21 protein-coding genes and 1 pseudogene are annotated in these 25,286 nt (G+C 41.9%); 12 read left to right on the forward strand and 10 right to left on the reverse strand.

Features of this window, described 5'->3' with window-relative positions; all coding sequences use genetic code 11:
* Window positions 1-1,204 (forward strand): annotated as a pseudogene (locus AC1DRQ_RS20910) (hypothetical protein); the annotation flags it as partial.
* Window positions 1,205-1,429: 225 nt separating this feature from the next.
* On the opposite strand, the gene rsmG reads toward AC1DRQ_RS20910, so the two are convergent.
* Genes rsmG through AC1DRQ_RS20925 form a run of 3 tightly spaced genes read right to left on the reverse strand, consistent with a single transcriptional unit; the run spans window position 1,430 to window position 3,652 of the window.
* The gene (gene rsmG, locus AC1DRQ_RS20915; RefSeq protein WP_429399246.1) at window positions 1,430-2,056 is read right to left on the reverse strand and encodes a 16S rRNA (guanine(527)-N(7))-methyltransferase RsmG; all 627 of its coding nucleotides are present in this window, start codon (window positions 2,054-2,056) and stop codon (window positions 1,430-1,432) included.
* Window positions 2,046-2,651, reverse strand: a complete 606-nt coding sequence (locus tag AC1DRQ_RS20920) for an RNA polymerase sigma factor (protein ID WP_429399245.1) — start codon at window positions 2,649-2,651, stop codon at window positions 2,046-2,048. The genes rsmG and AC1DRQ_RS20920 overlap by 11 nt, the downstream gene beginning before the upstream one ends.
* Entirely contained in the window at window positions 2,642-3,652 is a 1,011-nt protein-coding gene (locus tag AC1DRQ_RS20925; protein WP_477426680.1) for a glycosyltransferase, read from the reverse strand. The genes AC1DRQ_RS20920 and AC1DRQ_RS20925 overlap by 10 nt, the downstream gene beginning before the upstream one ends.
* 467 nt (window positions 3,653-4,119) lie before the next feature.
* Here AC1DRQ_RS20925 and tgt point away from each other — a divergent pair, with 467 nt between their 5' ends.
* The 5 genes from tgt (at window position 4,120) to AC1DRQ_RS20950 (ending at window position 9,531) form a co-directional block, all read left to right on the forward strand.
* Complete coding sequence (gene tgt / locus AC1DRQ_RS20930; RefSeq protein WP_429399243.1) at window positions 4,120-5,250, forward strand: tRNA guanosine(34) transglycosylase Tgt; 1,131 nt, start codon at window positions 4,120-4,122, stop codon at window positions 5,248-5,250.
* Window positions 5,251-5,334: 84 nt separating this feature from the next.
* Window positions 5,335-6,438, forward strand: coding sequence for an LptF/LptG family permease (locus AC1DRQ_RS20935; protein WP_477426681.1), 1,104 nt, complete (start codon window positions 5,335-5,337; stop codon window positions 6,436-6,438).
* On the forward strand, window positions 6,438-7,346 hold the full coding sequence (locus AC1DRQ_RS20940) for a DMT family transporter (protein WP_477426682.1): 909 nt from the start codon (window positions 6,438-6,440) through the stop codon (window positions 7,344-7,346). Before AC1DRQ_RS20935 ends, AC1DRQ_RS20940 begins: the two co-directional genes overlap by 1 nt.
* Window positions 7,347-8,360: 1,014 nt before the next feature.
* On the forward strand, window positions 8,361-8,639 hold the full coding sequence (locus tag AC1DRQ_RS20945) for a LapA family protein (RefSeq protein ID WP_429399240.1): 279 nt from the start codon (window positions 8,361-8,363) through the stop codon (window positions 8,637-8,639).
* A 4-nt stretch (window positions 8,640-8,643) separates the two neighbouring features.
* Window positions 8,644-9,531 carry an NAD(P)-dependent oxidoreductase gene (locus AC1DRQ_RS20950; RefSeq protein ID WP_477426683.1) on the forward strand — a complete coding sequence of 296 codons (888 nt, stop codon included), beginning with the start codon at window positions 8,644-8,646 and terminating at the stop codon, window positions 9,529-9,531.
* Between the two features lie 202 nt (window positions 9,532-9,733).
* Here AC1DRQ_RS20950 and ispE read toward each other — a convergent pair whose 3' ends face one another.
* Window positions 9,734-10,534 (reverse strand): 4-(cytidine 5'-diphospho)-2-C-methyl-D-erythritol kinase, encoded by an 801-nt coding sequence (gene ispE, locus AC1DRQ_RS20955; protein WP_477426684.1) that lies wholly within the window; start codon window positions 10,532-10,534, stop codon window positions 9,734-9,736.
* Window positions 10,535-10,702: 168 nt separating this feature from the next.
* On the opposite strand from ispE, the gene AC1DRQ_RS20960 reads away from it, so the two are divergent.
* The 6 genes from AC1DRQ_RS20960 (at window position 10,703) to AC1DRQ_RS20985 (ending at window position 18,065) form a co-directional block, all read left to right on the forward strand.
* A complete protein-coding gene (locus AC1DRQ_RS20960) occupies window positions 10,703-11,524 on the forward strand; it encodes a thymidylate synthase (protein WP_429399237.1) in 822 nt (273 codons plus the stop codon).
* Window positions 11,525-11,582: 58 nt separating this feature from the next.
* The gene (locus tag AC1DRQ_RS20965; RefSeq protein ID WP_477426685.1) at window positions 11,583-11,948 is read left to right on the forward strand and encodes a four helix bundle protein; all 366 of its coding nucleotides are present in this window, start codon (window positions 11,583-11,585) and stop codon (window positions 11,946-11,948) included.
* A 66-nt stretch (window positions 11,949-12,014) separates the two neighbouring features.
* Window positions 12,015-12,497, forward strand: a complete 483-nt coding sequence (locus AC1DRQ_RS20970; RefSeq protein WP_477426686.1) for a dihydrofolate reductase — start codon at window positions 12,015-12,017, stop codon at window positions 12,495-12,497.
* A 115-nt stretch (window positions 12,498-12,612) separates the two neighbouring features.
* Window positions 12,613-15,588 (forward strand): protein translocase subunit SecDF, encoded by a 2,976-nt coding sequence (secDF, locus tag AC1DRQ_RS20975; RefSeq protein WP_477426687.1) that lies wholly within the window; start codon window positions 12,613-12,615, stop codon window positions 15,586-15,588.
* A 204-nt stretch (window positions 15,589-15,792) separates the two neighbouring features.
* Window positions 15,793-17,106 (forward strand): NAD(P)/FAD-dependent oxidoreductase, encoded by a 1,314-nt coding sequence (locus tag AC1DRQ_RS20980; RefSeq protein WP_477426688.1) that lies wholly within the window; start codon window positions 15,793-15,795, stop codon window positions 17,104-17,106.
* A gap of 107 nt (window positions 17,107-17,213) precedes the next feature.
* A complete protein-coding gene (locus AC1DRQ_RS20985; protein WP_477426689.1) occupies window positions 17,214-18,065 on the forward strand; it encodes a beta/alpha barrel domain-containing protein in 852 nt (283 codons plus the stop codon).
* Between the two features lie 182 nt (window positions 18,066-18,247).
* Here the strand turns inward: AC1DRQ_RS20985 and AC1DRQ_RS20990 are convergent, their stop codons facing one another.
* The 6 genes from AC1DRQ_RS20990 to AC1DRQ_RS21015 all read right to left on the reverse strand — a co-directional run bounded on the left by AC1DRQ_RS20990 (window position 18,248) and on the right by AC1DRQ_RS21015 (window position 24,626).
* Window positions 18,248-19,477 carry an ROK family protein gene (locus tag AC1DRQ_RS20990; protein WP_477426690.1) on the reverse strand — a complete coding sequence of 410 codons (1,230 nt, stop codon included), beginning with the start codon at window positions 19,475-19,477 and terminating at the stop codon, window positions 18,248-18,250.
* A gap of 225 nt (window positions 19,478-19,702) precedes the next feature.
* Window positions 19,703-20,236 (reverse strand): hypothetical protein, encoded by a 534-nt coding sequence (locus AC1DRQ_RS20995; protein WP_477426691.1) that lies wholly within the window; start codon window positions 20,234-20,236, stop codon window positions 19,703-19,705.
* A 21-nt stretch (window positions 20,237-20,257) separates the two neighbouring features.
* A complete protein-coding gene (locus tag AC1DRQ_RS21000) occupies window positions 20,258-20,755 on the reverse strand; it encodes a hypothetical protein (RefSeq protein WP_477426692.1) in 498 nt (165 codons plus the stop codon).
* An 80-nt stretch (window positions 20,756-20,835) separates the two neighbouring features.
* Window positions 20,836-21,270: a VOC family protein gene (locus AC1DRQ_RS21005; RefSeq protein ID WP_477426693.1), complete on the reverse strand. Its 435-nt coding sequence runs from the start codon at window positions 21,268-21,270 to the stop codon at window positions 20,836-20,838.
* A gap of 6 nt (window positions 21,271-21,276) precedes the next feature.
* Window positions 21,277-21,999 (reverse strand): DUF2071 domain-containing protein, encoded by a 723-nt coding sequence (locus tag AC1DRQ_RS21010; protein WP_477426694.1) that lies wholly within the window; start codon window positions 21,997-21,999, stop codon window positions 21,277-21,279.
* Between the two features lie 209 nt (window positions 22,000-22,208).
* Complete coding sequence (locus AC1DRQ_RS21015; RefSeq protein WP_477426695.1) at window positions 22,209-24,626, reverse strand: glycoside hydrolase family 3 N-terminal domain-containing protein; 2,418 nt, start codon at window positions 24,624-24,626, stop codon at window positions 22,209-22,211.
* Between the last annotated feature and the right edge of the window lie 660 nt (window positions 24,627-25,286).

Below are 25,286 nucleotides of genomic sequence, written 5' to 3' on the forward strand. Positions count from 1 at the left end.
CATGGAACTCATAAAGATCATTAACTGGTTTAACCCCTTCATTTACCTGATGCAGGTAAGCCTTAAAACCGTGCATGAATATATTGCCGATGAGCAAACCGCAGCTCATGAAACCGATGCATTGGCTTACTCTTCATTCTTAGTAAACAATGCTTACGGACTTAATGGCTCATCCATTACGCATTCATTTTTCAATTATAACCTGTTAAAAAAGAGGATCATTATGTTAAACCAAAAACGTTCGGGGAATTTAGCCAGGCTAAAATACCTCATGACTGTACCCATCTGCGCGGCGGCCCTTTGTGCCTCCACACTGGGTTTCAGTAAAACCTATGCGCTGATAGATCTGGCACCGCGACAACACACTGTGCCAACCGCTGATTATAAAGCAGCTAACATTGCAACTGATACAACACGGGTTATTAACCGCAATCAGGTAACTTCAAAGGGCTACAAGTATGACGAAGATGGCTATCTGATAAATGGCAAAACCGATTTCAGAGTGATTATTACCGAAAAAAACGGTGAACAAAAGGAGTATTTCAAACACTCGGCAAAACCGGCCGATCTGGCCCTGTTGAAAGATAAATATGGTTATTCATTCCCAAAAATGATGATTCATCCTAAACTTCCACCGCCACCACCAATGCCACGGCCGCAAGCAGGTTTGAATAAAACACCTCCTCCACCTCCACCTGCAAAGGTTAAAAAAGGAGTAAAAGTAACTGATGTTGTGCTTTCACCACCATCTGCCGATGAACCTGCCCCCCCAGCTCCTGTTCAGGCGCCAGGCGAAGCCGTGCCACCACCACCGCCGCCCAAAGATCCCTTTGATAGTTTATATATGTATATTGGAAAGCATGTAAGATACCCCACGGTTGCACGTGAAAATCATTTTGCAGGCAAGATAATTTTAACTTTTAATATTAATAACGGCAAAATAGGAGATTTAAAAATTACCAGAGGCCTTTATGACGTTATGGATGCAGAAGTTGTAAGAGTTATTAAAAATTACAATGGTACGCTTAACGCCAGACCAGGCAAATACGCTATCCCGGTTTCTTATAGTCTTGTTGATGAAAAAGGTAATAACGTAGGTAAACAACCGGACAATAAAAACAAATCAGAAGCAAACACGATTGTTGTTGAATCGGGTCGCGTATATACGCTAAATGAAGTGGTTATAATTGGTTATGGCGGATAACTAAACCCAAATCTGATCACCTAAAACAATAAGCCCCAATTATTTTGAGCTTAAATTGCTGAACGGCTAAAACCGCTTCGGCATTTTTCCATGTAAATGCCCTCTCCTCTTTTTAACAAAAAATGTCATCCTGAACTTGTTTCAGGATCTCTCAGGACATCCATCAGCATGATAATCAACCTACATGTGGGATGCCGAAACAAGTTCGGCATGACTTCATTCACATTACCCCTTCACGTATATCACCTGCTTAGTCTCAAAAAACTCCTCGGTAAAATAATCTTTAAGATAATATTGCTGTACTTTTAGGCCCGATTCTTTAATTTCCTGTTCCAGGTCGCCGCCTTTGAGGTATAAAATACCGTTAGGCAGGGTATTTTTTGACTGTTTATTGAACTTGCCGCGTACCCAGGGATAAAAATCTTTAAGCTGTGTAACCGCGCGCGATACCACAAAATCAAACTTTTCGTCAATTTGCTCGGCACGCTCGTGCGAGGCTTTAACGTTGGTTAAGCCCAGGGCTTTGGCAACTTCCTGCACTACTTTTATCTTTTTCCCGATGGAATCAACCAAATGAAACCGCGTTTCGGGGAATAAAATAGCCAGCGGAATACCCGGAAATCCACCACCGGTACCTACATCGAGCACACTTTCGCCGGGTAAAAACTGCATTACTTTGGCAATTCCTATAGAGTGCAGTACATGGCGCTCGTACAAAAGATCGATATCTTTACGGGAAATTACGTTGATCTGGCTGTTCCAAATATTATATAACTCAGGCAACTGTTCAATTTGCGCGCGTTGCTGAGCTGTCAGATCAGGAAAATATTTGAATATAATATCAGATGTCATCCCTGTTAAACCGGTTAATGATGTTACCAAGCAAGTACCTGGCCCTAAATAATTGTGCTTTAACCGTACCCAGCGGCAAATCAAGTTGCTGGGCTATTTCTTCGTATGATAGTTCGTCAAAATAACGCAGGGTGATCAGGTTGCGGTAACGGTGAGGCAAGCTTTCAATAAGTAATTTGAGCTCCTGTGTTTGCTGTTTTTTAATAGATGTTTCTTCGGGATTTAAAACATCAGCCTTTATTTGCAGCGGCTTTTCGTCCCCGTCGTCATCAGTCATGCCATGAATTGATTGGGTGTTAAGCTTTTTTTTGCGGATAAAATCGATACAATTATTGGTTGCAACCCTGAACAGCCAGGTACTAAAGGCGTAATCGGGCTGGTATTTATCTAATTTTTCAAACGCTTTTGCAAAAGTTTCAACAGTAAGGTCCATGGCGTCCTCCTTGTTGTTAACCATTTTTAAAACCATAAAATAAATCGAATCCTTATACCTGTGCATCAAATCGGCATATGCCTTTTGATTGCCCTCCCGGGCTTTTACTACGAGGTGAAAATCATTCTTTGCATTATCAGTAAAGTTGGCGTTTATTTCCATTGGGTAGTTTTTAAAAATGTCCCGATAAGCCCAAAAACATTCAAATACATATAATATATAATATCAAAAAAAGGCAAATACCAGATCAGGTCCTTGCCGCTCAGCTTTTTAAATATCTTGCTGTAAATAATTAGTTGTAATACTAATCTAAAAACGAACAAACCTAATGCCAGTACCGGTTCATATTTAAAAATAAGGCATAATATGAGTAAAATATAAAATAAAAAGCCACTCATCGCATCAAAGCTAAGCATGCGCCTGTGCTTATTTTTATACAGTTTGCCTACTCCCATATGTCGTTTCTTTTGCCTGTACCAGGATTTAAGGCTTGTTTTTGCGCTGGTATAAGTAAAAGCTTCGGGGTGTATCTCAATAATAGTATTATCGGCAGTGGCATGTTGATTTACAAACAGGTCATCATCGCCAGATATAACATGCATGTGTGAGGCAAAACCTTTTTGACTAAAAAACAGGGCTTTAGTGTAGGCCAGGTTACGGCCAATACCCATGTAAGGATCGCCGTTAAGGGCACTTGATAAATAATTTATAGCAGTTTTTAATGTTTCAAAACGGGTAAAGGGATTCAGAAAATTACCTGTTTTATAATAAGGTGAATAGCCTAAAACTATCTGGGCCCCGGTACTAAAGTTAACCGCCATACGGGCTATCCAATTTACCGAAGCTGGTTTACAATCGGCATCGGTAAACAATAAATATTCGTTTTTTGCAGCCTTTATCCCCAGGGTAAGCGCAAATTTTTTCCCTGTTTTAAAACGGGCGTGCTCAGTTATGGTTACCACTTTTAAACGCGGGTATTCGCGCTGCATGTCTTCCAAAACCATGTCTGATGAGTCGTAGGAGCAGTCGTTGATCACTACAACCTCAAAGTCTGCGTAGTTTTGTTGTAGTATAAAAGGTAGGTTTTCCTGCAAATTTTTGGCCTCGTTACGCGCACTTATAATTACAGTAACCGGTATCAAAACCTCAGGTAACTGATCCATTGGTTTATAACGCGCGAGGCGATTATGGTTGCTTATCAGGTAATACAGCTGAACTATAAAACAGAGCTGAAATAGGATAAAAAGTGCGTCGCGTATATAAGTTTCCAAACGGTTATAATAAATCAGGCAAATTTGTTAAAAATCGCCGGGATAAACGGAGTTTATTGGAGTTTATTTTATGATTATTACACACATTAAAAGGTTTTTATCCACAATGACAGTGGGAGTAAGGAGTATGGACGGATAGATACGGGACAAAGGAAAAAGACAGCAAACAAAAAGGTAGGTTATCCAATATTGCAAAGCTTTTTTCCCTCCTTATGCTTCGCTATAAGAGATTGGAAAAATTCTTTTATCTCTTTATCCTCAATTTTCACCCTTACTACTTAATCATCCATCCTTGCTCCTTAATCACCTCAATCCCTTGCTCCTTAATCCGCTTTATTTGTTAATTTTGCAACCTCAAAATGAAATTTAATTTAACAGCACAAGACCCGCTTTCAAAAGCCCGGGCAGGTGAAATTACCACCGACCACGGCATTATACAAACCCCTATGTTTATGCCTGTTGGTACAGCGGGTACCGTAAAAGCGGTACACCAGCGTGAGCTTAAAAATGATATAGAGGCGCAAATTATTTTAGGGAATACCTACCATTTATATTTAAGGCCAGGCCTGGGTACGCTTGAAAGTGCAGGCGGATTACACAAGTTTAATGGCTGGGACGGCCCTATTTTAACTGATAGCGGCGGTTACCAGGTGTATTCGCTTACCGAAGTACGTAAAATTAAGGAGGAAGGTGTTACTTTCCGTTCGCATATTGATGGCTCAAAACACCTGTTCACGCCCGAAAATGTGATGGATATTCAACGTATAATAGGGGCCGATATCATCATGGCCTTTGATGAATGTACCCCTTATCCCTGCGATTATCATTACGCCAGGCGGTCAATTGATATGACGCACCGCTGGCTAAAACGCTGTTGCGAGCGCTTTGATAGCACCCAACCAAAGTATGGTTACGATCAAACACTGTTCCCTATAGTGCAGGGATCGGTGTACAAAGACCTGCGTGAAAAATCGGCAGAAGTGATCGCGTCCTTTGAGCGTGAGGGCAATGCCATAGGCGGACTATCAGTAGGTGAACCGGCCGAGGAAATGTATGCCATGACAGAAATTGTTTGTAATATATTACCGCAGCAAAAACCACGTTATTTAATGGGTGTAGGCACACCGGTTAATATATTGGAAAATATTGCTTTAGGAATTGATATGTTTGATTGTGTTATGCCAACCCGTAACGGACGCAATGGTATGCTTTTTACAAAAAATGGTATCATCAATATCAAAAATGAGAAGTGGAAGAACGATTTTTCGGCCATTGAAGCGGATAGTGACCTATTTGCTGATAAAGAGTACAGCAAAGCTTATTTACGCCATTTAATACACTCGGGCGAGATGCTTGGCGCGCAGATAGCCACCCTGCATAACCTGCATTTTTATATTTGGCTGGTTAAGGAGGCCCGTAAAAAGATCATTGCAGGCGAGTTTTATAACTGGAAAAATATGATGGTTAAACAACTTGGCCAGCGATTATAACTGAACATAAATTCAAATAATGAGAGATAATAAACATACCTTTTTTGGTATTTGTTACCGTACTAAAAAACAAATGATCAAAGGATGAGGGCTTTTATACACCGGCATCTGAAGGTTATTGACAGGTTTATTATTAAAAAATACCTGGGCACTTTTGTGTTTACCATGGGTGTTTTTATAGTAGTATCGGTTGTGTTTGATGTGTCAGAAAAGCTGGATAATTTCCTGAACAAGCATGCCACACTTCATGATATCATATTCCAGTATTATGCCGGGTTCATTCCTTTTTATCTTAATATGCTATCGCCGCTTATCAACTTTCTGGCGGTAATACTATTCACGGCCAAGATGGCCAATCAAACAGAAATAGTACCAATTTTAAGTGGAAAAGCCAGCTTTAATCGCTTTTTACGGCCTTATTTTATAGCTTCTACCCTCATATTTGTTGTATCGTTTTTTGCTAATGTATACCTCATACCCTATACCAATCACTTAAAAAACGACTTCGAAAACGCCAATGGCATAACTGATAATGATCCAACTAAAAGCGAGGTACACATGCAGATTGATAAGCATACCTTTGTATATCTGCAAAACTATGACCAAACCGTTCATACTGGTTACCAGTTCATTATGGAGAAATTTAACGGTGATACCCTGCGCGAAAAGCTTATTGCCAGCACAATTACCTATGACTCTGTTAAAAGGGTTTGGTCGTTAAAAAATTATAATGTTAAGTATATAAACGGCCTTAAAGAACAGTATTTACCTAATGTGCCACAAAAAGACACTGTACTTGATATGCACCCAACCGATTTTATAGTGTACGATAATGTGTACGCGGCCATGTCATTAAACGAGTTGAATAAGAATATTGATAAGGAAAAATTGCGCCGGCCCGAGGTGTTAAATAACCTTTATTTTGAAAAATTTCACCGTTTTGTGTATCCTTTATCGGCTTATGTTTTAACTGTTTTGGGTGTTGCATTGTCTTCACGTAAGGTACGTGGTGGCGTTGGTTTACCACTGGGAATAGGTATTTTGCTTTGTTTTGCTTACATTATTTTAGAGAAGTTTTCCATCGTTTTTTCTATAAAAGGGGGCGTGCCTCCTATTTTTACCGTGTTAATTCCTAACTTATTTTTTGGCATTTTTGCTTATTATTTACTTTTAAAAGCTCCAAAATAGTGGCAAAAAACGGCTCAGCAGGCCCCAATAAGAACCTGATCATACTCCATTTTACAGTTTTTATATGGGGATTTACCGGAATTTTAGGTGCACTTATCACCATTTCGGCCGTTCAACTGGTGTGGTATCGCGTGTTAATTGCATTTATCTCGCTGTTTTTGTACTTTAAATTTAACAAAACAGCCATCAAGGTCGACCGAAATACCTTACTGAAATTGATATTTACGGGCGCTTTGGTAGGCGCTCACTGGGTGCTTTTCTTCGCCTCCATCAAACTATCTACCGTTCCGGTAACGCTGGTTTGCCTGTCAAGCATCACTTTATTTACGGCTGTACTGGAGCCTCTGATCAACAAAACAAAGATCTCAAAACTTGAGATCCTGGCCGGATTATTAATTATAACTGGTATAGTATTGATATTTAAATTTGAAACACGATACACTAAGGGCATTATCACAGGTCTTGTAAGCGCGGTTTGTGCCAGTCTTTTCTCGATCATAAATTCAAAACTGGTAAAGAAAAACGAAGCCCCTACCATTGCATTTTACGAGCTTGTAGGGGCCTTTTTTTGGATCTCCCTGTATCTTTTATTCACCCACGGCTTTAACAAATCACTACTGTTAAAAAGCAGCGACATTGGTTACCTGGTACTGCTCGGCACCATTTGTACATCGCTTGCTTACGTTGCAGGGGTATCAGTTATGCGCGAACTTTCGGCCTTTAAGGTAGCGCTGGTTACCAACCTTGAACCCGTTTATGGCATACTCATGTCGTTTATTTTCTTTGGCGATATGAACAAAATGACGACCGGTTTTTGGGTCGGTGCGGTCATTATCCTGTCTACAATCTTCCTGTATCCGGTAGCTCAAAAGCAAGTTGTCAAACGAAAAATCAGATCACAAGCCTGATTCCTTCATTACTATATCCTTCATTTTCGCCAATTTTTTTGCTCAATTAGTATCGGCCAGGTGTTGCCGAAGCAATTACCCTAATCCTAAATAACTGCATTATTCCCCGTCAAAACCATCCGGTAGGGGATAAAATACCCACACCATTACAACCCATTTTTAGGCCCTTTAAGGCATTATAATTTTTACACGGGTTCAGCACCATTTAAATACCTCAGCACTTAACAGGAGCAAAATCGCAATTTTAGTTAGTGTACTAAATCATAAAATTTRAAATTCGACTGCTTTCTCTATTTTCTATCATTTTATCTATTTGTACACGATGAATAATTTTAAAAATTAAATTTATATAGTATATATATTTAACTAATAATCAAATAATTATATGATTTATAAAAAGTAAAAGTTAAGCACGATAGATTTAACTTAAACATCAAAAAACTAAAAAAATTAGCACATTAAAATACAATTACCTTTTAAAGCATTTATAACACTATTAATCAACTAAATACAAAACATTATATAATGGTAAACTACAACCTAAAAAATAAAATTCAAACTGATAGCATAGTGTCCTGAACTTAAAAACAAGGATTGAAAATAAAATGCTTCAACAGCCACAACTGTATACCAAAAATTAAAACCACTGAAAATTTTCGGATTCTCAGCGAAGCATTTCCCATGGATCTAATCCCCACAAAAGCGAGTGACATGATGACAAAGGGGCAAAAACTGACCAGGGATTTCATCCAAACCAACCAGGCAAAACTCAACAAGAAATATCTTGTTAAATCATGAGTCTATTGTTGACTTGTAATTTTAACAGTCACTAAGATTTTAAAAGTTCCAAACGTCCATGGTTTTTTAATTAGGATAAGACCAATKATTTTATGCCATCGGTTTCTTCAATCATCCCCCCACTTCCGTTTTGTATTTTTTGAACTGCGAGCTAAAAATCATTTTTAATAAAGATTTAAAAACTGCATATTGTATTAACTGTTAATTCAAATCATCATGAGCATTAAAACAATCGTCATTGTGGTCATCACTGTTTTGCTTACCGCGACATTGGTACAAAACACAGACAAGGTTCCGTTCGCTTTTTTATTCGCGAATTTTTATATTTCAAAACTGACCATAATGATCGTGGTGGCAGTGGTGGCATTTATTTTAGGCGTTATGGTTGGTCGCCCTAAAAAAGCAAAATTTGATATTGAAGGGTATCATGACAACATCCACAAAAAAGACGACCCCAATACACTAAGCGACGAAGACAGAGAATATATCAGTTAACATCATGGAAAAGAAAATTGCATTTATAGGCCTTGGCAACATGGGCATCATCATGGCTCAAAACCTCATCAGCGCAGGTTATCATTTACAGGTTTACAATCGCACCCTTTCAAAAGCCGATGAGCTTGATGCTGCACACATCACCAAATGCAAAACTCCGGCCGATGCTGCCGAAGGGGTTCACATCATTATCACTATGCTGGCTGATGATGAGGTGCTGAAAGAAACTACACTTGGCGACCAGGGCATCCTTGAAAAATTGCCTGAGCACGCTCTTCATATTTCCATGAGCACTATCTCGCCCGAAACCTCACAACAGTTAACAGCGCTCCATGAAGAGGCGGGCAGCCATTACCTTGCGGCCCCGGTATTCGGCCAGCCTGAAGCTGCGGCAGCCCGTAAGCTTTGGATCTGTGTATCGGGTGATCAACATGCCAAAGACACTGCCAAACCAGTGCTTGACTGCCTGGGTCAGGGCGTGATTGATTTTGGCGAAACCCCTGGTGGAGCCAATGTGGTAAAAATAGCAGGCAACTTCATGATCATGGCTTCGATAGAAATGATGGCAGAAGCTTATACGCTTGCTGAGAAGAATGGGTTGGACCGCGCGCAAGTGGCCAACTTTTTTGGCTCAACCCTGTTCAACGCTCCTATTTTTCAGAACTACGGCAAGGCTATTGCCAACAAACAATACCAACCCGTAAAGTTCAAATCAAAACTGGGCTATAAGGACGCGCGTCTTGCATTTAAACTATCGCAGTCAAGTGAGATACCCATGCCATTGGTAAATGCCTTACACGGCCGCTTATTGACCTCTGTGGCAAAAGGCCGTGGCGACACCGATTGGGTTGAAGGCATAGGTCGCGGCGTGAGTGAAGACGCGGGAGTTTGATTGATATCGGATTTCGGATGTTCGATTTCGGATTTATGAATTTACCTGTAATGCGTCATTCGGGGCACGAAGCAATCCATTATCACTTTGTCATACTGAGAAACGAAGGATCTATTCGGCGATTGTATGAATTGTTTCGCTATCACTCAGCAATGAATGCACTTAGACGATAAATCCGAAATCGAGCATCCGAAATCCGACATTACAAATAAAAAACTTCATTCTCCGTCTCCAAATGTTGCAGATCGGGTGTTTGTTCAAATATGCCAAATACCGATGCCCCGCTCCCGCTCATGCTGGCATAAATTGCTCCGGCCTCATACAGCGAGGCTTTTACACCCCTTATTTCCCCATGATTTTTAAACACCGAAGTTTCAAAATCATTTTTAATGTGTTTCCTCCACTCGGTGATAGGCTCGGTGATCAGTTCCAATAATGAGTCTTTTACCGGGGCTGGTTTAATTCCGCTAAAGGCTTCGGATGTGGAGATGTGTACATCAGGCATCACCAAAGCAATTTTATAATTCGACAGGTCAAGTTTTACGGGTTCAAACTCGTCGCCCTTTTCAAATGCGAATACCGGCTTGCCTTCGATGAAGAAAGCACAGTCGGCACCCAGCTTGCGGGCATAGCCTGTCATTTCATCAACAGACAGGCCAAGCTTAAATTGCTGGTTCATCAGTTTGATAAAAAAAGCCGCATCTGATGAGCCACCRCCCAAACCGGCCCCTATCGGGATATTTTTATGCAGGTGGATGCTTACCGGCGGCAGGTTGTGATCTTTTTTCAGCAGATGATATCCCTTAACACAAAGATTATCCTCCATCCGGCCGGGGATATCCAGACCAGATGAATCGAAACTCAACTTATCACTCACCACCACCTCAAGGGCGTCTTTAATATTTATCGGATAAAAAATGGTTTCCAGATTATGATAACCGTCGGGGCGGCGTTCGGTAATGTTAAGGCCAATGTTTATTTTTGCGTTTGGAAAAAGGATCATAAGAAAAAACTAACACAGCTTGTATTTTTACACATCTGTTAGGATACCAAAATTAGATTATTTTTCTTTGTCACGAAATGTTCACTGGTTCATTAGTTTCATTGGTTTATTAGTTTTCAACTTAATCAGCCAATCCAACTCAGTCAACCAAATCAACTTAACAACAAAATGAAACAGTATCTCGACCTGATGAGCCATGTGATGGAAACCGGCGCGCAAAAGCATGACAGAACCGGAACCGGTACGGTAAGTGTGTTTGGCTACCAGATGCGTTTCAACCTTAAAGATGGTTTCCCGATGGTGACCACCAAAAAACTGCACCTTAAATCCATCATCCATGAGCTGATATGGTTTTTGAGCGGCGACACTAACATCAGCTACCTCAAAGAAAACGGCGTACGCATTTGGGATGAGTGGGCTGATGCCGAGGGCAACCTTGGGCCGGTGTACGGCTACCAATGGCGCTCATGGCCAAAACCCGATGGCGGGCACATTGACCAGATAACCCAGGTGGTGAACCAGATTAAAAATAATCCCGACTCACGCCGCATGATCGTATCGGCATGGAATGTTGCCGATGTGAACCAGATGGCTTTGCCGCCCTGCCACAGTTTGTTCCAGTTTTACGTGGAGCCTGCTAACCCTCTGAAGGGGGAATTGAAGGGCAAGTTATCATGCCAGTTGTATCAGCGCAGTGCCGATATATTTTTGGGCGTGCCGTTCAACATTGCCTCATACGCGCTGCTTACTATGATGATGGCCCAGGTATGCGACCTTGACTATGGCGACTTTATCCACACCTTTGGCGATGCACATTTGTACAATAATCACATGGACCAGGCCCGCCTGCAGCTAAGCCGTGAGCCAAGGCCATTACCAACTATGAAGATCAACCCGGAAGTAAAAGACATTTTTAAATTTAAGTTTGAAGATTTTACACTGGAGAACTATGACCCGTGGCCACATATTAAAGCTGCGGTGGCGGTTTAACATCAATCATTATAGTCATTGGGGCATTAAGTCATTTTTTGATTTTCAATAACAATACATGAGTAACCGGATAGAGGACCTGGAGATTTACAATTTGTCAGATGCGTTTTCTTATAAAGTTTGGGTCTTGGTTTTGGAGTGGGATTATTTTGCGAAAGATACCATAGGTAAACAATTAGTGCGATCCTCGGATTCAATCGGTGCCAACATAGCCGAAGGCTTCGGCAGATATCATTATAAAGAAAACAAAAATTTCTGCTACTTTAGCAGAGGGTCAATAATTGAAACTAAATCCTGGCTAATGAAAGCACAAGCAAGGAAATTAATTAACGATGAGGAATATCACTTATTGATCCAGCAATTAGAAACAATTCATTTAAAACTTAATATCTATATAAAATACATCGGAAACGTCAAAAAGTAAAAGTCAAATAGGCACCGCCTACCAATGACTCAATGACGACAATGACTTAATGACGATAATGACCCAATGACTGTATCCATCATAGTAGCCATAGCCAAAAACCACGCTATTGGTAAAGACAATAAATTACTTTGGTACCTGCCAAATGATCTGAAGCACTTTAAGGATGTAACTACGGGGCATACCGTGATCATGGGCCGCAAAACCTATGATTCGGTTGGTAAGCCTTTGCCGAAACGCCGTAACATTATTATTACCCGGCAGGCCATCAGTATTGAAGGCTGCGAGGTGGTGAACTCTCTTGAGGCGGCCCTGGCGCTTTGTAAAGACGAGGACGAAGTATTTATTGTGGGCGGTGCCGAAATTTACCGGCAGGCTATTTCGCTTACTGATCGTATTTATTTAACCGTTATTGATCAGGAATTTGACGGCGATTCATTTTTCCCGGAGTTAGATCCTGCAGAGTGGGAAGAAAAAGAGCGTGAAAACTTTGAACCCGACGAAAAAAATAAGTTGAGGTACTCCTTTATCACACTGGAACGCGGCTAACATTTTTTGTCATCAAATTGTTTTAATTTAAAATTTCATGCTTGCGAAATTTTATTAGATTTGCCGTCTTATTTAAAAATAGCTTATAAACTAATTAATTACATATTAAAATTCGATGCAAGGTAAAGGGGTTATTAAATTTTTCGCCATTCTATTAGCTGTTGTATGCTTATACCAGCTATCTTTCACGTGGGTGGCGCGCAAAGTTCAAAGTGATGCCAAAGTATATTCAAAGGGTGACCCTGCGAGAGAAACAGCGTATCTGGATTCTATGTCTACACAACCGGTATATCCGTTGTTCAAACACAATTATCAATACGTTCTGCAAAGAGAACTTGCATTAGGCCTCGACCTTAAAGGCGGTATGAACGTTACCATGCAAATTTCACTTAACGAATTGGTAAGGAAAATTGCAAACAACAATCCTGATGTTACATTTAATCAGGCTTTGACAAATGCCGACAAATTACAGGCTGATGTTAAGACCACTCAAAAAGATTATATTTCGCTTTTTGCCAGCGAGTATGAAAAACTAAATCCAAACGGTAAACTTGCCGCTATCTTTTCAACAAGGGATAACCAGGACCACCTGAAGTTTAATGCTTCAAACAGCGAGGTTGTAGCTTATTTGAAAGATCTGGCTAATACCGCGGTAAAACAATCATACACGGTTTTAAATACCCGTATCAACCAGTTTGGTGTTACCCAGCCTAACATTCAGTTGGAGCAAAGCTCAAACCGTATTTTGGTTGAACTACCTGGTGTAAAAGAACCAGAGCGTGTGCGCAAGCTTTTACAGGGTACCGCAAAACTGGAGTTTTATGAAACCTTTGATAATACCGAAGCATACCAGTACCTGGTCAATATTGACAACCTGCTGGCTGCAAAAACTAAAACAGCTAAAGCCGATTCATCAAAAACCGTAGCAACTACTGCTACCGCTAAAACCGACACTGCAGCAAAAGCGGGCTCGTTATTAAGCAAAGTTCAAAAGAGCGCCGCTAAAGACACTTCGTCGTTAGCAGGTAAATCACAACTGGCAGCATTGCACCCGCTGTTTTCGGTAATGTCGTTAAACACACGTGCCGATCAAAGCGGGCAGCAGCAATTAGGCCAGGGCCCTGTTGTTGGTTACGCGCCACAAAAAGATACTGCCAAAGTTAATTCATACCTGCACAGTGCCGATGTAAAATCGGTAATACCGCGTAATATGAAATTCCTTTGGGAGGTTAAACCAATAACCGGCACCAAGGTATTTGCATTATATGCCATTAAACTGAGCGGAGCCGAAAACAGTGCGATATTAACAGGTGATGTTGTAACCGATGCTATTCCTGATGTTGACCAAAAAGGCAGCCCCGAAGTAAGAATGGTGATGAATTCGCAGGGAGCCGAAAAATGGCGTGCCATTACTGCCGCAGCATCAGCAGGTGCCAATAAAAAATCCATCGCCATTGTACTTGATGACAATGTGTACTCTGCCCCTACTGTGCAGAACGAAATTTCAGGTGGTGTTTCATCTATCTCCGGAAACTTCCAGATTGAAGACACAAAGGATTTGGCCAACGTATTAAAAGCTGGTCGCTTACCTGCTCCTGCCTACATCATATCAGAAGCCGTAGTGGGTCCGTCATTAGGTCAGGAAGCTATCAATGCCGGTGTTACATCAAGCCTATTAGGTTTGGTTGTGGTGTTGATATTCATGATAGCTTATTACAACCGTGCGGGTACTGTGGCTGTTGTTGCAGTGGTCATCAACATCTTTTTCCTGATGGGTGTATTAACCAGCTTAGGCGCGGTATTAACATTGCCTGGTATTGCCGGTATAGTACTTACACTGGGTATTGCGGTTGATGCTAACGTACTGGTTTATGAAAGGGTGCGTGAAGAGCTTGGCCTGGGCAAATCATTAAAGATAGCCGTTGCCGATGGTTTTAAACATGCATTACCATCCATCCTCGATTCACAGATCAGTACCTTCTTAACTGGTTTAATCCTGTTCATCTTTGGTTCGGGCCCGATACAAGGTTTTGCAACCACCTTAATGATCGGTATCATCACTTCATTGTTCTGTTCATTACTGATCTCAAGGGTTATATTTGAGTGGATGCTTGATAAAGGCTGGGATATTAAATTCTCAAACCCATGGAGCTCACATACCTTTAAAAATGCACATTTTAAGTTTGTAAAAAATCGTTTTAAATTTTACATCTTCTCTGGTGTATTTATTATAGCCGGTCTAATCTCCATTGCTACACGTGGATTTACCTATGGTGTGGATTTTGAAGGTGGCCGTAATTATATTATCAGTTTCCCTAATAAAGGCGTAACCACCGAAGCCATTCATGATGCTATTGACGCCACATTGGGCCGCAGTACCGAGGTTAAAACCTTTGGACCCGATAAGATCAGTATCACCACCAACCTGATGATAAGGGATAACAATGCTGCTACTGATGCTAAGGTAAGGAGCACGCTGATTGAGGCTTTAAACACTAAAGAAGTTACCCGTATAGCCGATAAGAATATATTAGGCTTCTCAAAAGTAAGTGCAACCGTTGCCGATGAATTAAAAACATCAGCCATATACACCGTATTGTTCGCCATATTTGTTATTTCGGCTTACATACTCATACGTTTCCGTAAATGGCAGTTCAGCTTAGGTGCTATGGTGGCTACCGCTCATGATGCGTTGCTGGTACTATCGTTCTTCTCTTTATTCCAGGGAATACTTCCATTCTCACTGGATATTGACCAGGCGTTCATAGCGGCCATATTAACGGTTATCGGTTACTCCATTAATGATACCGTGGTAGTGTTCGATAGGATCCGCGAGTTCCTTGATCTGCACCATGCCAAAACTGATAACCCTGAAGAAGTAATTAACCAGGCCATCAACAGCACGTTGAGCCGTACTATTATCACCGCGTTAACGGTAATTTTCGTACTGATCATATTGTTTATATTTGGTGGGGATGTGATCAAAGGATTCTCATTCGCCCTGTTGATCGGTGTGATCTTCGGAACATACTCGTCGATCTGCGTGGCAACACCGGTGATTGTTGACTTTGGGAAAAAAGATCTGAGATAAATTAAATCAATTTATTTACAAGGCCCCAAAGAACATTTGGGGCCTTTTTTGTTATACAAGAAGCCTCACCCAACCCTCCCCAAAGGAGAAGGCTTTTAAAAAGTCTCCCCCCTTTGGGGGAGATTATTCACACTATTATTTATTTTTGGCGTTCATGAGGGCTTCGCCGTTTAGAGGGGGTTAACATATTAAAACAATCTGCGCATGAATTTAACAGATAGCTCAAAATTTCCTTTAGTAGTTATTATAGGCGGAGGATTTGGCGGACTCCAGGTAGCAAAAAAACTGGAGAACAAGCCTGTTGAGGTTTTATTGCTCGATAAGCATAATTACCACACTTTTCAGCCTTTACTGTACCAGGTTGCCATGGGCAGTCTTGAATCGGAATCCATAGCCTTTTCCCTGCGCAAAAACTTCTCAAGCCAAAAGAATTTTAGGTTCAGGATAGCTGAGGTAAGTAAGGTAAATGCCGAAAAGAATACCATAGATACCACCATAGGCGAAATTGCTTATGATTACCTGGTTATAGCCACCGGATCAACCACCAACTTTTTTGGCAATAAGGATATTGAACATTTTTCGATGCCGATGAAGTCCATTCCTGAGGCGCTTAACCTGCGATATTCCGTTCTGCAAAATATAGAAGAAGCACTGCTGAAACCCAGCAAAGAAGAACGCGACCCCTATCTTACTTTTGTACTGGTAGGTGCCGGCCCAACCGGTGTTGAGCTTTCAGGCTCACTGGCCGAGCTGCGTAACCATATACTGAACAAGGATTATCCAGAGCTTAAAAGAGAGGACATGAAAGTGTACCTGGTTGATTTTTTGCCGAGGGTGCTGGGGCCTATGTCTGAAGAGGCATCAAAAGCAGCGAAAGACTTTTTGACGGGCATGGGTGTTGAGGTGCTTTTAGGCATGAAGGTGGAAAGCTACGACGGTGAAGAGATAAAATTTGAAGGCGGTAAAACTATCCGCACCAAAAATGTGATCTGGAGCGCGGGTGTAATGGGTGTAGTGCCCGAGGGTATTGATAGGGATATCATTGAACGCGGTAACAGGATCAGGACAGATAGTATTTGCCGTGTGGCTGGCACTACCAATATATTTGCCATTGGCGATGTGGCAGCCATGATAACCAATGATACCCCAAAAGGGCACCCCGGAGTGGCGCAGGTGGCTATACAAATGGGCCAGCATGTTGCCAAATCAATAATGCAGTTAATCAATGGTGAACCTACTGCTCCCTTTAAGTATTTTGACAAAGGTTCATTAGCCACCATAGGCCGTAACAAGGCGGTTGCCGATCTGGGCAAAATAAAATTTCAGGGATTTTTTGCCTGGTTGGTGTGGATGTTTGTTCACCTCGTGTCGCTTTTAGGAGGGCGCAATAAAGTGATCGTATTTATTAACTGGGTATCCAGCTATGTAACTTACAATGGCGGCACAAGGCTTATTATCAGGAAATTTGAACGTGAGGGACTTACCGAAGACGAACACCTGCCTAAAAGTGTGGATTAGATTTGGGGTTCGGGTTGCGGGTTGCCGATAAAAATTTTAATCTTGTATATAAAAATTAGTGGTATGTACGATCACCCGCAACACGGATCACGCAACACGAACCTCAAATGAATATAAAAATAACCGAATGCCCCCGCGATGCCATGCAGGGCCTGCACGATTTTGTGCCGACAAACGTTAAGGCCGCCTACATCAACCTGCTTTTACAGGTTGGTTTTGATACCATCGACTTTGGGAGCTTTGTATCGGCTAAGGCCATACCGCAGTTACAGGATACCGCTGAAGTACTGAAACAGCTGGATATGAGCAATACCAGTTCAAAACTGCTGGCCATTATTGCCAATTACCGCGGTGCCGAAGATGCGGTAAAGCATGAGGAGATCACTTACCTGGGTTACCCGTTTTCTATATCCGAAACTTTTCAGTTAAGGAATACCAATACCACCATGCTCAAGGCGTTTGATAACGTAAAAAGAATAAAGGAGCTATGCCTTACTCATAATAAAAAATTGCTGGTTTACCTGTCTATGGGCTTTGGCAACCCCTATGGCGATGAATGGAACACCAGCATTATTGAACAATGGACAGCACAATTGGTTAATGAAGGGATAAGTAACATTGCGCTGGCTGATACGATTGGTATTGCCGAAGCCGGGCAGATCAGCAGCATTTACCCCGACCTGTGCCATAAGTTCCCTGAAACTGAGTTTGGTATTCACCTGCACTCCACACCCGATACCTGGCAGCCTAAGATAGAGGCGGCCTATAAAAGCGGCTGCAAACGTTTTGATGTGGCATTGAAAGGCTATGGGGGCTGCCCAATGGCCGCAGATGACCTCACAGGCAATATCGCCACAGAAAACCTAATAACCTACCTCCAATCGCAAAACGAGCCCCTGGGGCTTAATTTAGCCAAATTTCAGGAGGCTATGGATTATTCCGGGAAGGTGTTTAGGTAGAGATAACGCGTCATTGCGAGGCACGAAGCAATCTCTTTAGGACAAGCGCCACACTGCATGTTTGCTCTGTATAGCATAGAGATTGCTTCGTACCTTGCAATGACGTTGTGGTAAACGCAGCTTAACATTTGCACATCTGAGATCTGCTCACTTGCACATCTTACTTCATCCCCACTTCAATTTTACGCCACTGCTTTAGCGGTCTTGCTTACCTTTGCTTTTACTGTTTTATCAAAATTTTCCATTACCAGTACAGCAGCGCCTATTAATTCGGCATCAAAACCAAGTTCAGATACTAACAATTCGGTACCTGCCGAAAGCCTTGGGATACAATATTTATGCAAAGCTTGCTGTATAGGCGCCATTAATATTTTGGCAACTTTTGCTCCCCTGCCGCTCAATACAATAATAGCCGGGTTCATGATGTGGATCAGGATAGCCAGGGCCTTCCCTATTTTATATCCGGCATCAGATAGCAGTTCAATGGCAAACTGGTCGCCATTGTTGGCAGCTTCCAGAATAGCATCGCCTACCAACTTGGAGTGGTCATTACTGTTGTATTTTAAACTGGTAATACGGCCCTGCTGAATACCTGCAATAGCCTTTTGGGCCACTACCAGTAATGAAGCTTCGGCCTCCAAACAACCGCGCTTACCGCATTCGCAAAGCGCACCATCCTCTGATAGTGGTATGTGGCTTAGTTCGCCTGCAAAACCATTATATCCTCTGAACAGCTTTCCATTTACAATCATCCCCAGGCCTATACCCCAGCCCAGGTTAATAACCATTACTTCATTTTGCGATTTGGCTATGCCAAATTTTTGTTCGGCAAGGGCTATCAAACTCGAGTCGTTATCAATATATGTGGTGATACCAGTTTTAGCAGTAAGGTAAGCAGTAAGGCTTTGTCCGCCGGCATCAAGATAAGTGTAGTTAATACCCTCGGTTACGTTTATAAAACCCGGCATACCTATTCCTATACCAGCAATTTTTTCTTTAGCGATACCCGTATTTTTAATATATCCGTTGATCTGCTCAATCAATTTAGCCAAAGCATCGGGGTTATTCAGCAGCTTAAGCTCAAAAGTAAGCATATCAGCCACTGGATTATTCAGCAGATCAAACAACTGTATACGTGCTGTTAGCTGGTCTAACGCTATGGCCAGGATATGCATGGCACTTGATTTTACAGAAYACATTAGCGGGCGGCGGCCTCCGCTGGATGGCGCATAACCATCCTCAACAACAAAGCCTTCGTGCATTAATTCATTTACAGCTTTGGCTATTGATGGTATGCTTTTATCAAATAACTCGCTCAACCCCGCACATGACATCGCTTTATTAAAGTAAAGCTTTTTGATGATCATATTCTTTAGCTGACTGCCCTTTACACCTTTATTCTCCAGTTCCATTCAATAATTAATAATTGGGTTTATAACAGGCAATGCCTTAGTGTTTTGAATTGTATAAAAATATAAATAAAGTATTTAAGTACAACTGTAAAAATCACAGTTAGTAAGTGTTTGATTAGTTGACAAAATTAATGAAACAATTGCCTACAAAAATTAAATAAAAAGTTATTATTATATATCTTTCAATTAAGCGAAGTATTTTTACAAATCAACATCTTTTAGAGCTCAAGGCATCATCCAAAACCGCCAGCCATTCCAATAGTTATTGTACTGGCGATCAAAATCACGGAATTGTTTAATGGGAGGCAGGTTATGCGCGGAGGCGAAAGTGTTATAAAGCTGTTCGGTACCGAAATCATTGATCTGCTTAGTTTTTAAATTATACACCATATACCCCGAATCGACAGAGGCGCACAGGTCATCATATTTAACCAGATAGGTGTCAATGTGGATCTGTTCAGACTTACCATCAGGCACAAAATAAGCAAAGGTATCACCTTCACTCATGGTTTCGCCATGCCCCAGCGGAATATAGGAATCATCGCCAAGCCCGTGGTTCCCGTAATAAGTAAAAGAGAATACAAACAGCACAGCGGCTAAAACTTTATAAACTATCAGGAATTTGTACCACTTAAAATCCGTATCCTTTTTCTGCAGTTTCCTGATAATGGCCCTTATTGAAAAAATCACCGCCGTATAAATAAGTCCCAGTATGACTATTTTTACTATTTCGAACAGGAAATGAAAGAGTACAGCCATATTTATAATCTGTTTACCCTATTACTGCACATTAAAATACTTTTTGTAATCATCTTCAATGTTGGTCATATCAACGTTTACAGGCACTTTAGCAGGGTCAAAAAGGTACAAATTAAATAATTGAGCAACAGTATCCAGCTTAATGATCATTACCGTTTTGTCGGCTTTTACAAATTTTAAAAACTTTTGATCCTGTGCATCAATGATCCTAAGCTTTTGCTTGCTAAGATATTCATGTGATTGACTTGAATAATACACGGCATCATCTGCACTTGCGTAAAAGGCATCGTCGCCATATTTTTTTCTTCGCTTTTCAATTTCAACAGCATCCACTTTAGTAAATACCGCGGCTATTGAATCAACAGTTAGAGTATCCTGTTTGTCGACATTATTTTTTATAGCTATTGAGTGTCTAACCGACTTTTTATTGACTTTTTTTGAAGTGACCTTTTGAGGTGGTGAGGCACAACCTGAAAGTATAATGTAACAAAACAAGATTAATTTAGTGAAAGGTCTCATAAAGCTCTTATCCTCGCCAATTTAAGTTTTCTTATTTAAATTGGCAGAACTTCTTATCAAATTTAAATAAGTTATTTTTTTTATTTAGATCCGCTATCCTCTTGCATAAACATCCAACGCTGGCCTTCCAGATCGGCGGCGCGATAACGGGTTCCGGGGTAGCCTTCCTCCAGCTCAGATAGAATGGTTGCTCCACTGTTTTTAGCTTGTTTGTAATGTTGTTTCACATCATCTACATAAACTAATACACCGTTAATAACATAAGGAACGCTGTACCATTTGGCAGCGATAGCGCAGTTTTGGGCATGACGGGCAGGTCCTTGATAATCAGGAGTGGGTTCGGCCAGCATAACAATACTATCGCCTATGGCTATTTCGCCATGACTTAACCGGCCGTTATCATCCGTCATTCTGGTTACCTCCTTAAATCCAAAAACCTCGCATAACCAATTCATAGCTGCTACGCCATCCTCATAGGCCAGCATGGGTATAATTTGTTGGGTTGAGTTACTCATAAAAGATCATTTATCTGTTACCTGCTTATCCGGTTTTGATAACCATTCATGCGGTATATTGGTCATGAGCAAAGCATTATCAAACTGAACCGAACCTTTGGGAAATACCGATTCATCCTCAAAATAACTTGACCTTACCTGGCTTACTTCCAGGGCCTTTACGTCCCATTTATCGGTTTCAAGCAACAAGCCTTCGTATTTGTTGCCATTGGGCGAGTACCCTGTTGAGCCTGCCTTAAAAAATTCCGAAGCCGTAGAAAGATTTTTAAAAACCGATTGAGGGTTAAAAGTGTCGGTTAGTTTTGCATCTACGCTGATGATGGTTCCATCTGAACTTTCAAAAGCTACATGATAGTCACCCCCCTTTTCATCAACATCAAATTTAGCATGGTGATGCCTGCCGGGAAATACCCGCCCGCCCGTAAGCGTATTAAATAGCGATGAGGTATCGCGCCGGGGTATGTATACACCCTCTTTTGTTTGGCCATCCTCCTGCCATTCCACGGCTATGCGGTGAGCCCCATTCTCTGAACCTATCCCAATAAATGCAGGGAGCCCTTTAGGTCTGACATCCTTTAGTCTGATTAAACAGATGCCAGCTATGGCCTTACCATTAACCGCTTTTGGCGTAAAAGGTGCCGGTACTATGGTTTTGGCCACATCCAAATCAACCGTAAAGTTAACCAGTATGCGCCTGTCAATTATTCCTGTAATGGTTGGGATTTTCATATCTGAGATAAATATAAATATTCACAAGCACATTTAGCTCGTTCAGCATAAGTTGGCAATTGTTCGTTGGAGAATCGTACGGAGAAGCCTGCCCCACCATGCTTCGACATGCTCAGCATGACAGCACCAAATACAAAAAAAAGACTTCCGAAGTTTTAAAAACTTCGGAAGTCTGCACTAATGATTTTCTGCTTTAACCTTTCAGCTCCTTACTGAACTTCAAATTCTTTCTTCAACTTAATATCCATCGATGAACTGCCAATCATCAACATAAACTTACCTGGCTCAACAGTCCAGTTCATGTTTTTATCCAGCAGGGCCAAATCGTCTGGGTGCAGCGTAAATTGCACGGTCTTTTTTTCGCCTGGGGTAAGGTTAACTCGCTCAAAGCCGCGCAGATCATACTCGTAAGTAGTTACGCTGCTTACTTCATCCTTCAGGTAAAGCTGCACCACATCATCGCCTTTGCGACTGCCGGTATTGGTTACATCCACGCTTACCTGCACATCGCCCTGTGAATTTTCTTTTTCGGGCGATACCTGCAGGTTGCTGTATTCAAATTTGGTATAACTCAAACCGTAACCATAAGGGTACAAGGCGCCGTTAACGCTGGTGTGCCCCCAGCTGTTATCGCCACCCTGGCCTGCCTGTGAGGCCGGTTTAAACGGAAAGTTAAACTCAATTTGCCCTGTAGTTTTAGGGAAGGTAATAGGCAGCTTACCGCCCGGATTATTATCGCCAAATAAGGTTTCGGCAACCACCTGCCCGCTCTGCGGACCAGGGAACCAGGCCTCTAAAATGGCCGGAACATACTTGTTTTCCCAGTTAATGGTAAGCGGCTGTCCGTTTATCATTACCATAACTACAGGTTTGCCGGTAGCCTGTAAAGCCTGGATCAGTTTGAGCTGACGGCCGGGAAGATTAAGCCCTGTACGTGAAAGACTTTCGCCTACACGTTTTACATCTTCACCCACAACGGCTATCACTACATCGGCTTGTTTGGCCTGCGCTACTGCTGAATCAATACCGGCTTGCTCCTGCGCCGTTAAAGGGGTTTCGATGATCTCGCTTTCGGGCCAGGTGGGGTCAACTACATCACAGCCCTTAATATAATTAACGTTTATACCCTTGCCCACATAGTTTTTAATACCATTAAGCACACTGGTAACCGGGTTGTGCGACGGACCGTAGCGGCTGGTTGCATAATTTTCCTCGGCAGCCAGCGGACCAGTAACCAGAATATTTTTCAGCTTGCTTTTATCCAGCGGTAACAGATCGCCCTCGTTTTTAAGCAATACCATTGATTCGCGGTTCATTTTAAGCGACATCGCATCATCAGCCGCGGTATGCACCTTTTTATCAGACGATTTTGGATCTTTCACGTAAGGATCATCAAACAAACCCAGGCGAAACTTAACCCGCAGTACATCACCTACCCTTGAATCAATAAGTTTCATGGACAGTTTATTTTCTTTGATCAGCTCGCGGAGCGGCATAATATAGGTTTGCGGCATGGTAAAGTTGGTACGAACGTTCAACCCAGCTTCTACCACCTGCCTTACAGCTTCTTTATAATCACCTGCTACATGGTGTTTGGAATATAGATATTCCACCGCCTCACTGTCTGAGACCACATAGCCGTTAAAACCAAATTTTTGACGCAACAGCTCAGTTAAAAAGTAATAGCTGCCGGTTATAGGCACGCCATCCCAATCATTATAACTGCTCATAACGCCCATTGGGTGTGCTTCCTGTATCACCCGGCGGAATGGGTATAGATAGATCTGATACATTTCGCGCGGCGCCACATGCGGATCGGTACGGGCACTGCCATCACGACCACCCTTAGGCACGCTATAAACCGCGAAGTGTTTCAGGGTTGAGGCTACACCCTCTTCCTGTATCCCTAAAACCATTTGCTTACCCAGTTCGGCAATATGGAAAGGGTTTTCGCCATAGCATTCCACAACACGGCCCCAGCGCTGGTCGCGGGCAGGATCAAGTATTGGGGCATAAACGTTGGTATAACCAAGGGCCTTTGCCTCGCGGCCAACGGTTTGCCCGGCCTGGCGCACCAGTTGTTTATCAAAAGTACTGCCTATGGATATAGGAGCAGGCAAAGGTGTGGCACGGTCATGGTTAAGTCCATGAATACCCTCGTTGGTAAAATCAACAGGAATACCGATGCGTGTTTCTTCAACAAACCATTTTTGTATGGTATTTATAGCCGAAGCGTGTTTGCTATACGGATAGGAAAATTCTGTAGTTGCTTTATCGGTTGTGGAGGTGAGGTTGTTCAGTTCCTCATCAATATTGGCAATGCCATCCTTCCAAACCTCATTTTTCCAGTTGGGTACCGGCATTTCATCCTTTAAAACCCTTTTATAACCGTACAGGGTGGCCATTTGGCAGGTTTTTTCTTCAACGGTCATTTGGCTCAGCAAATCGGTAACCCGCTTTTCAATAGGCTGTGACTGATCTTCAAAAACATCCATCCGGCCGTTCTTATTAAAATCTATCCAGCCTTTATGGTAAATGTTTTTTTGTTGTGCCGATGCTGTTAGCGTGAGCCCGGCAATAAGGGCAGATACCATGCTGACGCGTGGTAATAAATACTTTTTTCTCATTCAGATGAAATTGCGGTTAGTAATTTCAAATATAGATGATTTGTGAAGATGTGTTTTGAGTATATTACAGAAGTTACGAAAACGATTGCGAGGGCTCAATCCGTTTGTGCCTGATGATAAATAATACGCATTTAGTAGAGTATTGAGTTTTAAAATCCGGGAAACGCTGAAGGAGGAATGCCTTGCTTATCCACGCCCCATCGGGGCATCGTGTTTATAGCAATTATGGAGCTGACATCCTGATATTGTCATTCTATAAACACGATGCCCCGATGGGGCGTACTCTTCGACAAAACAAACACGTAATGAGTAGCGATATCATGGCAATCTTGAAACTCAAAGCAGATATGGACAGTTCGATATTGCCTCATTTCTAAGCGTTTAACAAACAGCCTGTCATCCTGTYGAAGGGTTAAAAGCAGAGGCCTTCGCCACTGGTCTTCGACAGGCTCAGCATGACAGCCTTTTTTAGGTTGTATTTTACATTTAAGACATTTTCCACATTAAGGAGCCGGGGCACCCAATTCTTTTTTAAAAAAACCTACAGCCAGGCTATCAACCTTCAAATGCACCTGGTGCCTGCTTACCGATGGATCATCCGTAAAGTAAGTAGGAGCCTCTTTTTTCACCTCGTCAATGGCTTCCTGCAGCATTACATAA

The organism is Mucilaginibacter sp. P4_E8 (genome assembly GCF_056401495.1).

Excerpts from the sequence above, each read along its gene's own strand:
- rsmG (WP_429399246.1), bottom strand. The coding sequence starts at position 2,056 with ATGACATCTGATATTATATTCAAATATTTTCCTGATCTGACAGCTCAG.
- AC1DRQ_RS20920 (WP_429399245.1), bottom strand. The coding sequence starts at position 2,651 with ATGGAAATAAACGCCAACTTTACTGATAATGCAAAGAATGATTTTCAC.
- AC1DRQ_RS20925 (WP_477426680.1), bottom strand. The coding sequence starts at position 3,652 with ATGGATCAGTTACCTGAGGTTTTGATACCGGTTACTGTAATTATAAGT.
- tgt (WP_429399243.1), top strand. The coding sequence starts at position 4,120 with ATGAAATTTAATTTAACAGCACAAGACCCGCTTTCAAAAGCCCGGGCA.
- AC1DRQ_RS20935 (WP_477426681.1), top strand. The coding sequence starts at position 5,335 with ATGAGGGCTTTTATACACCGGCATCTGAAGGTTATTGACAGGTTTATT.
- AC1DRQ_RS20945 (WP_429399240.1), top strand. The coding sequence starts at position 8,361 with ATGAGCATTAAAACAATCGTCATTGTGGTCATCACTGTTTTGCTTACC.
- AC1DRQ_RS20950 (WP_477426683.1), top strand. The coding sequence starts at position 8,644 with ATGGAAAAGAAAATTGCATTTATAGGCCTTGGCAACATGGGCATCATC.
- AC1DRQ_RS20960 (WP_429399237.1), top strand. The coding sequence starts at position 10,703 with ATGAAACAGTATCTCGACCTGATGAGCCATGTGATGGAAACCGGCGCG.
- AC1DRQ_RS20965 (WP_477426685.1), top strand. The coding sequence starts at position 11,583 with ATGAGTAACCGGATAGAGGACCTGGAGATTTACAATTTGTCAGATGCG.
- AC1DRQ_RS20970 (WP_477426686.1), top strand. The coding sequence starts at position 12,015 with ATGACTGTATCCATCATAGTAGCCATAGCCAAAAACCACGCTATTGGT.
- secDF (WP_477426687.1), top strand. The coding sequence starts at position 12,613 with ATGCAAGGTAAAGGGGTTATTAAATTTTTCGCCATTCTATTAGCTGTT.
- AC1DRQ_RS20980 (WP_477426688.1), top strand. The coding sequence starts at position 15,793 with ATGAATTTAACAGATAGCTCAAAATTTCCTTTAGTAGTTATTATAGGC.
- AC1DRQ_RS20985 (WP_477426689.1), top strand. The coding sequence starts at position 17,214 with ATGAATATAAAAATAACCGAATGCCCCCGCGATGCCATGCAGGGCCTG.
- AC1DRQ_RS20995 (WP_477426691.1), bottom strand. The coding sequence starts at position 20,236 with ATGGCTGTACTCTTTCATTTCCTGTTCGAAATAGTAAAAATAGTCATA.
- AC1DRQ_RS21000 (WP_477426692.1), bottom strand. The coding sequence starts at position 20,755 with ATGAGACCTTTCACTAAATTAATCTTGTTTTGTTACATTATACTTTCA.
- AC1DRQ_RS21005 (WP_477426693.1), bottom strand. The coding sequence starts at position 21,270 with ATGAGTAACTCAACCCAACAAATTATACCCATGCTGGCCTATGAGGAT.
- AC1DRQ_RS21010 (WP_477426694.1), bottom strand. The coding sequence starts at position 21,999 with ATGAAAATCCCAACCATTACAGGAATAATTGACAGGCGCATACTGGTT.
- AC1DRQ_RS21015 (WP_477426695.1), bottom strand. The coding sequence starts at position 24,626 with ATGAGAAAAAAGTATTTATTACCACGCGTCAGCATGGTATCTGCCCTT.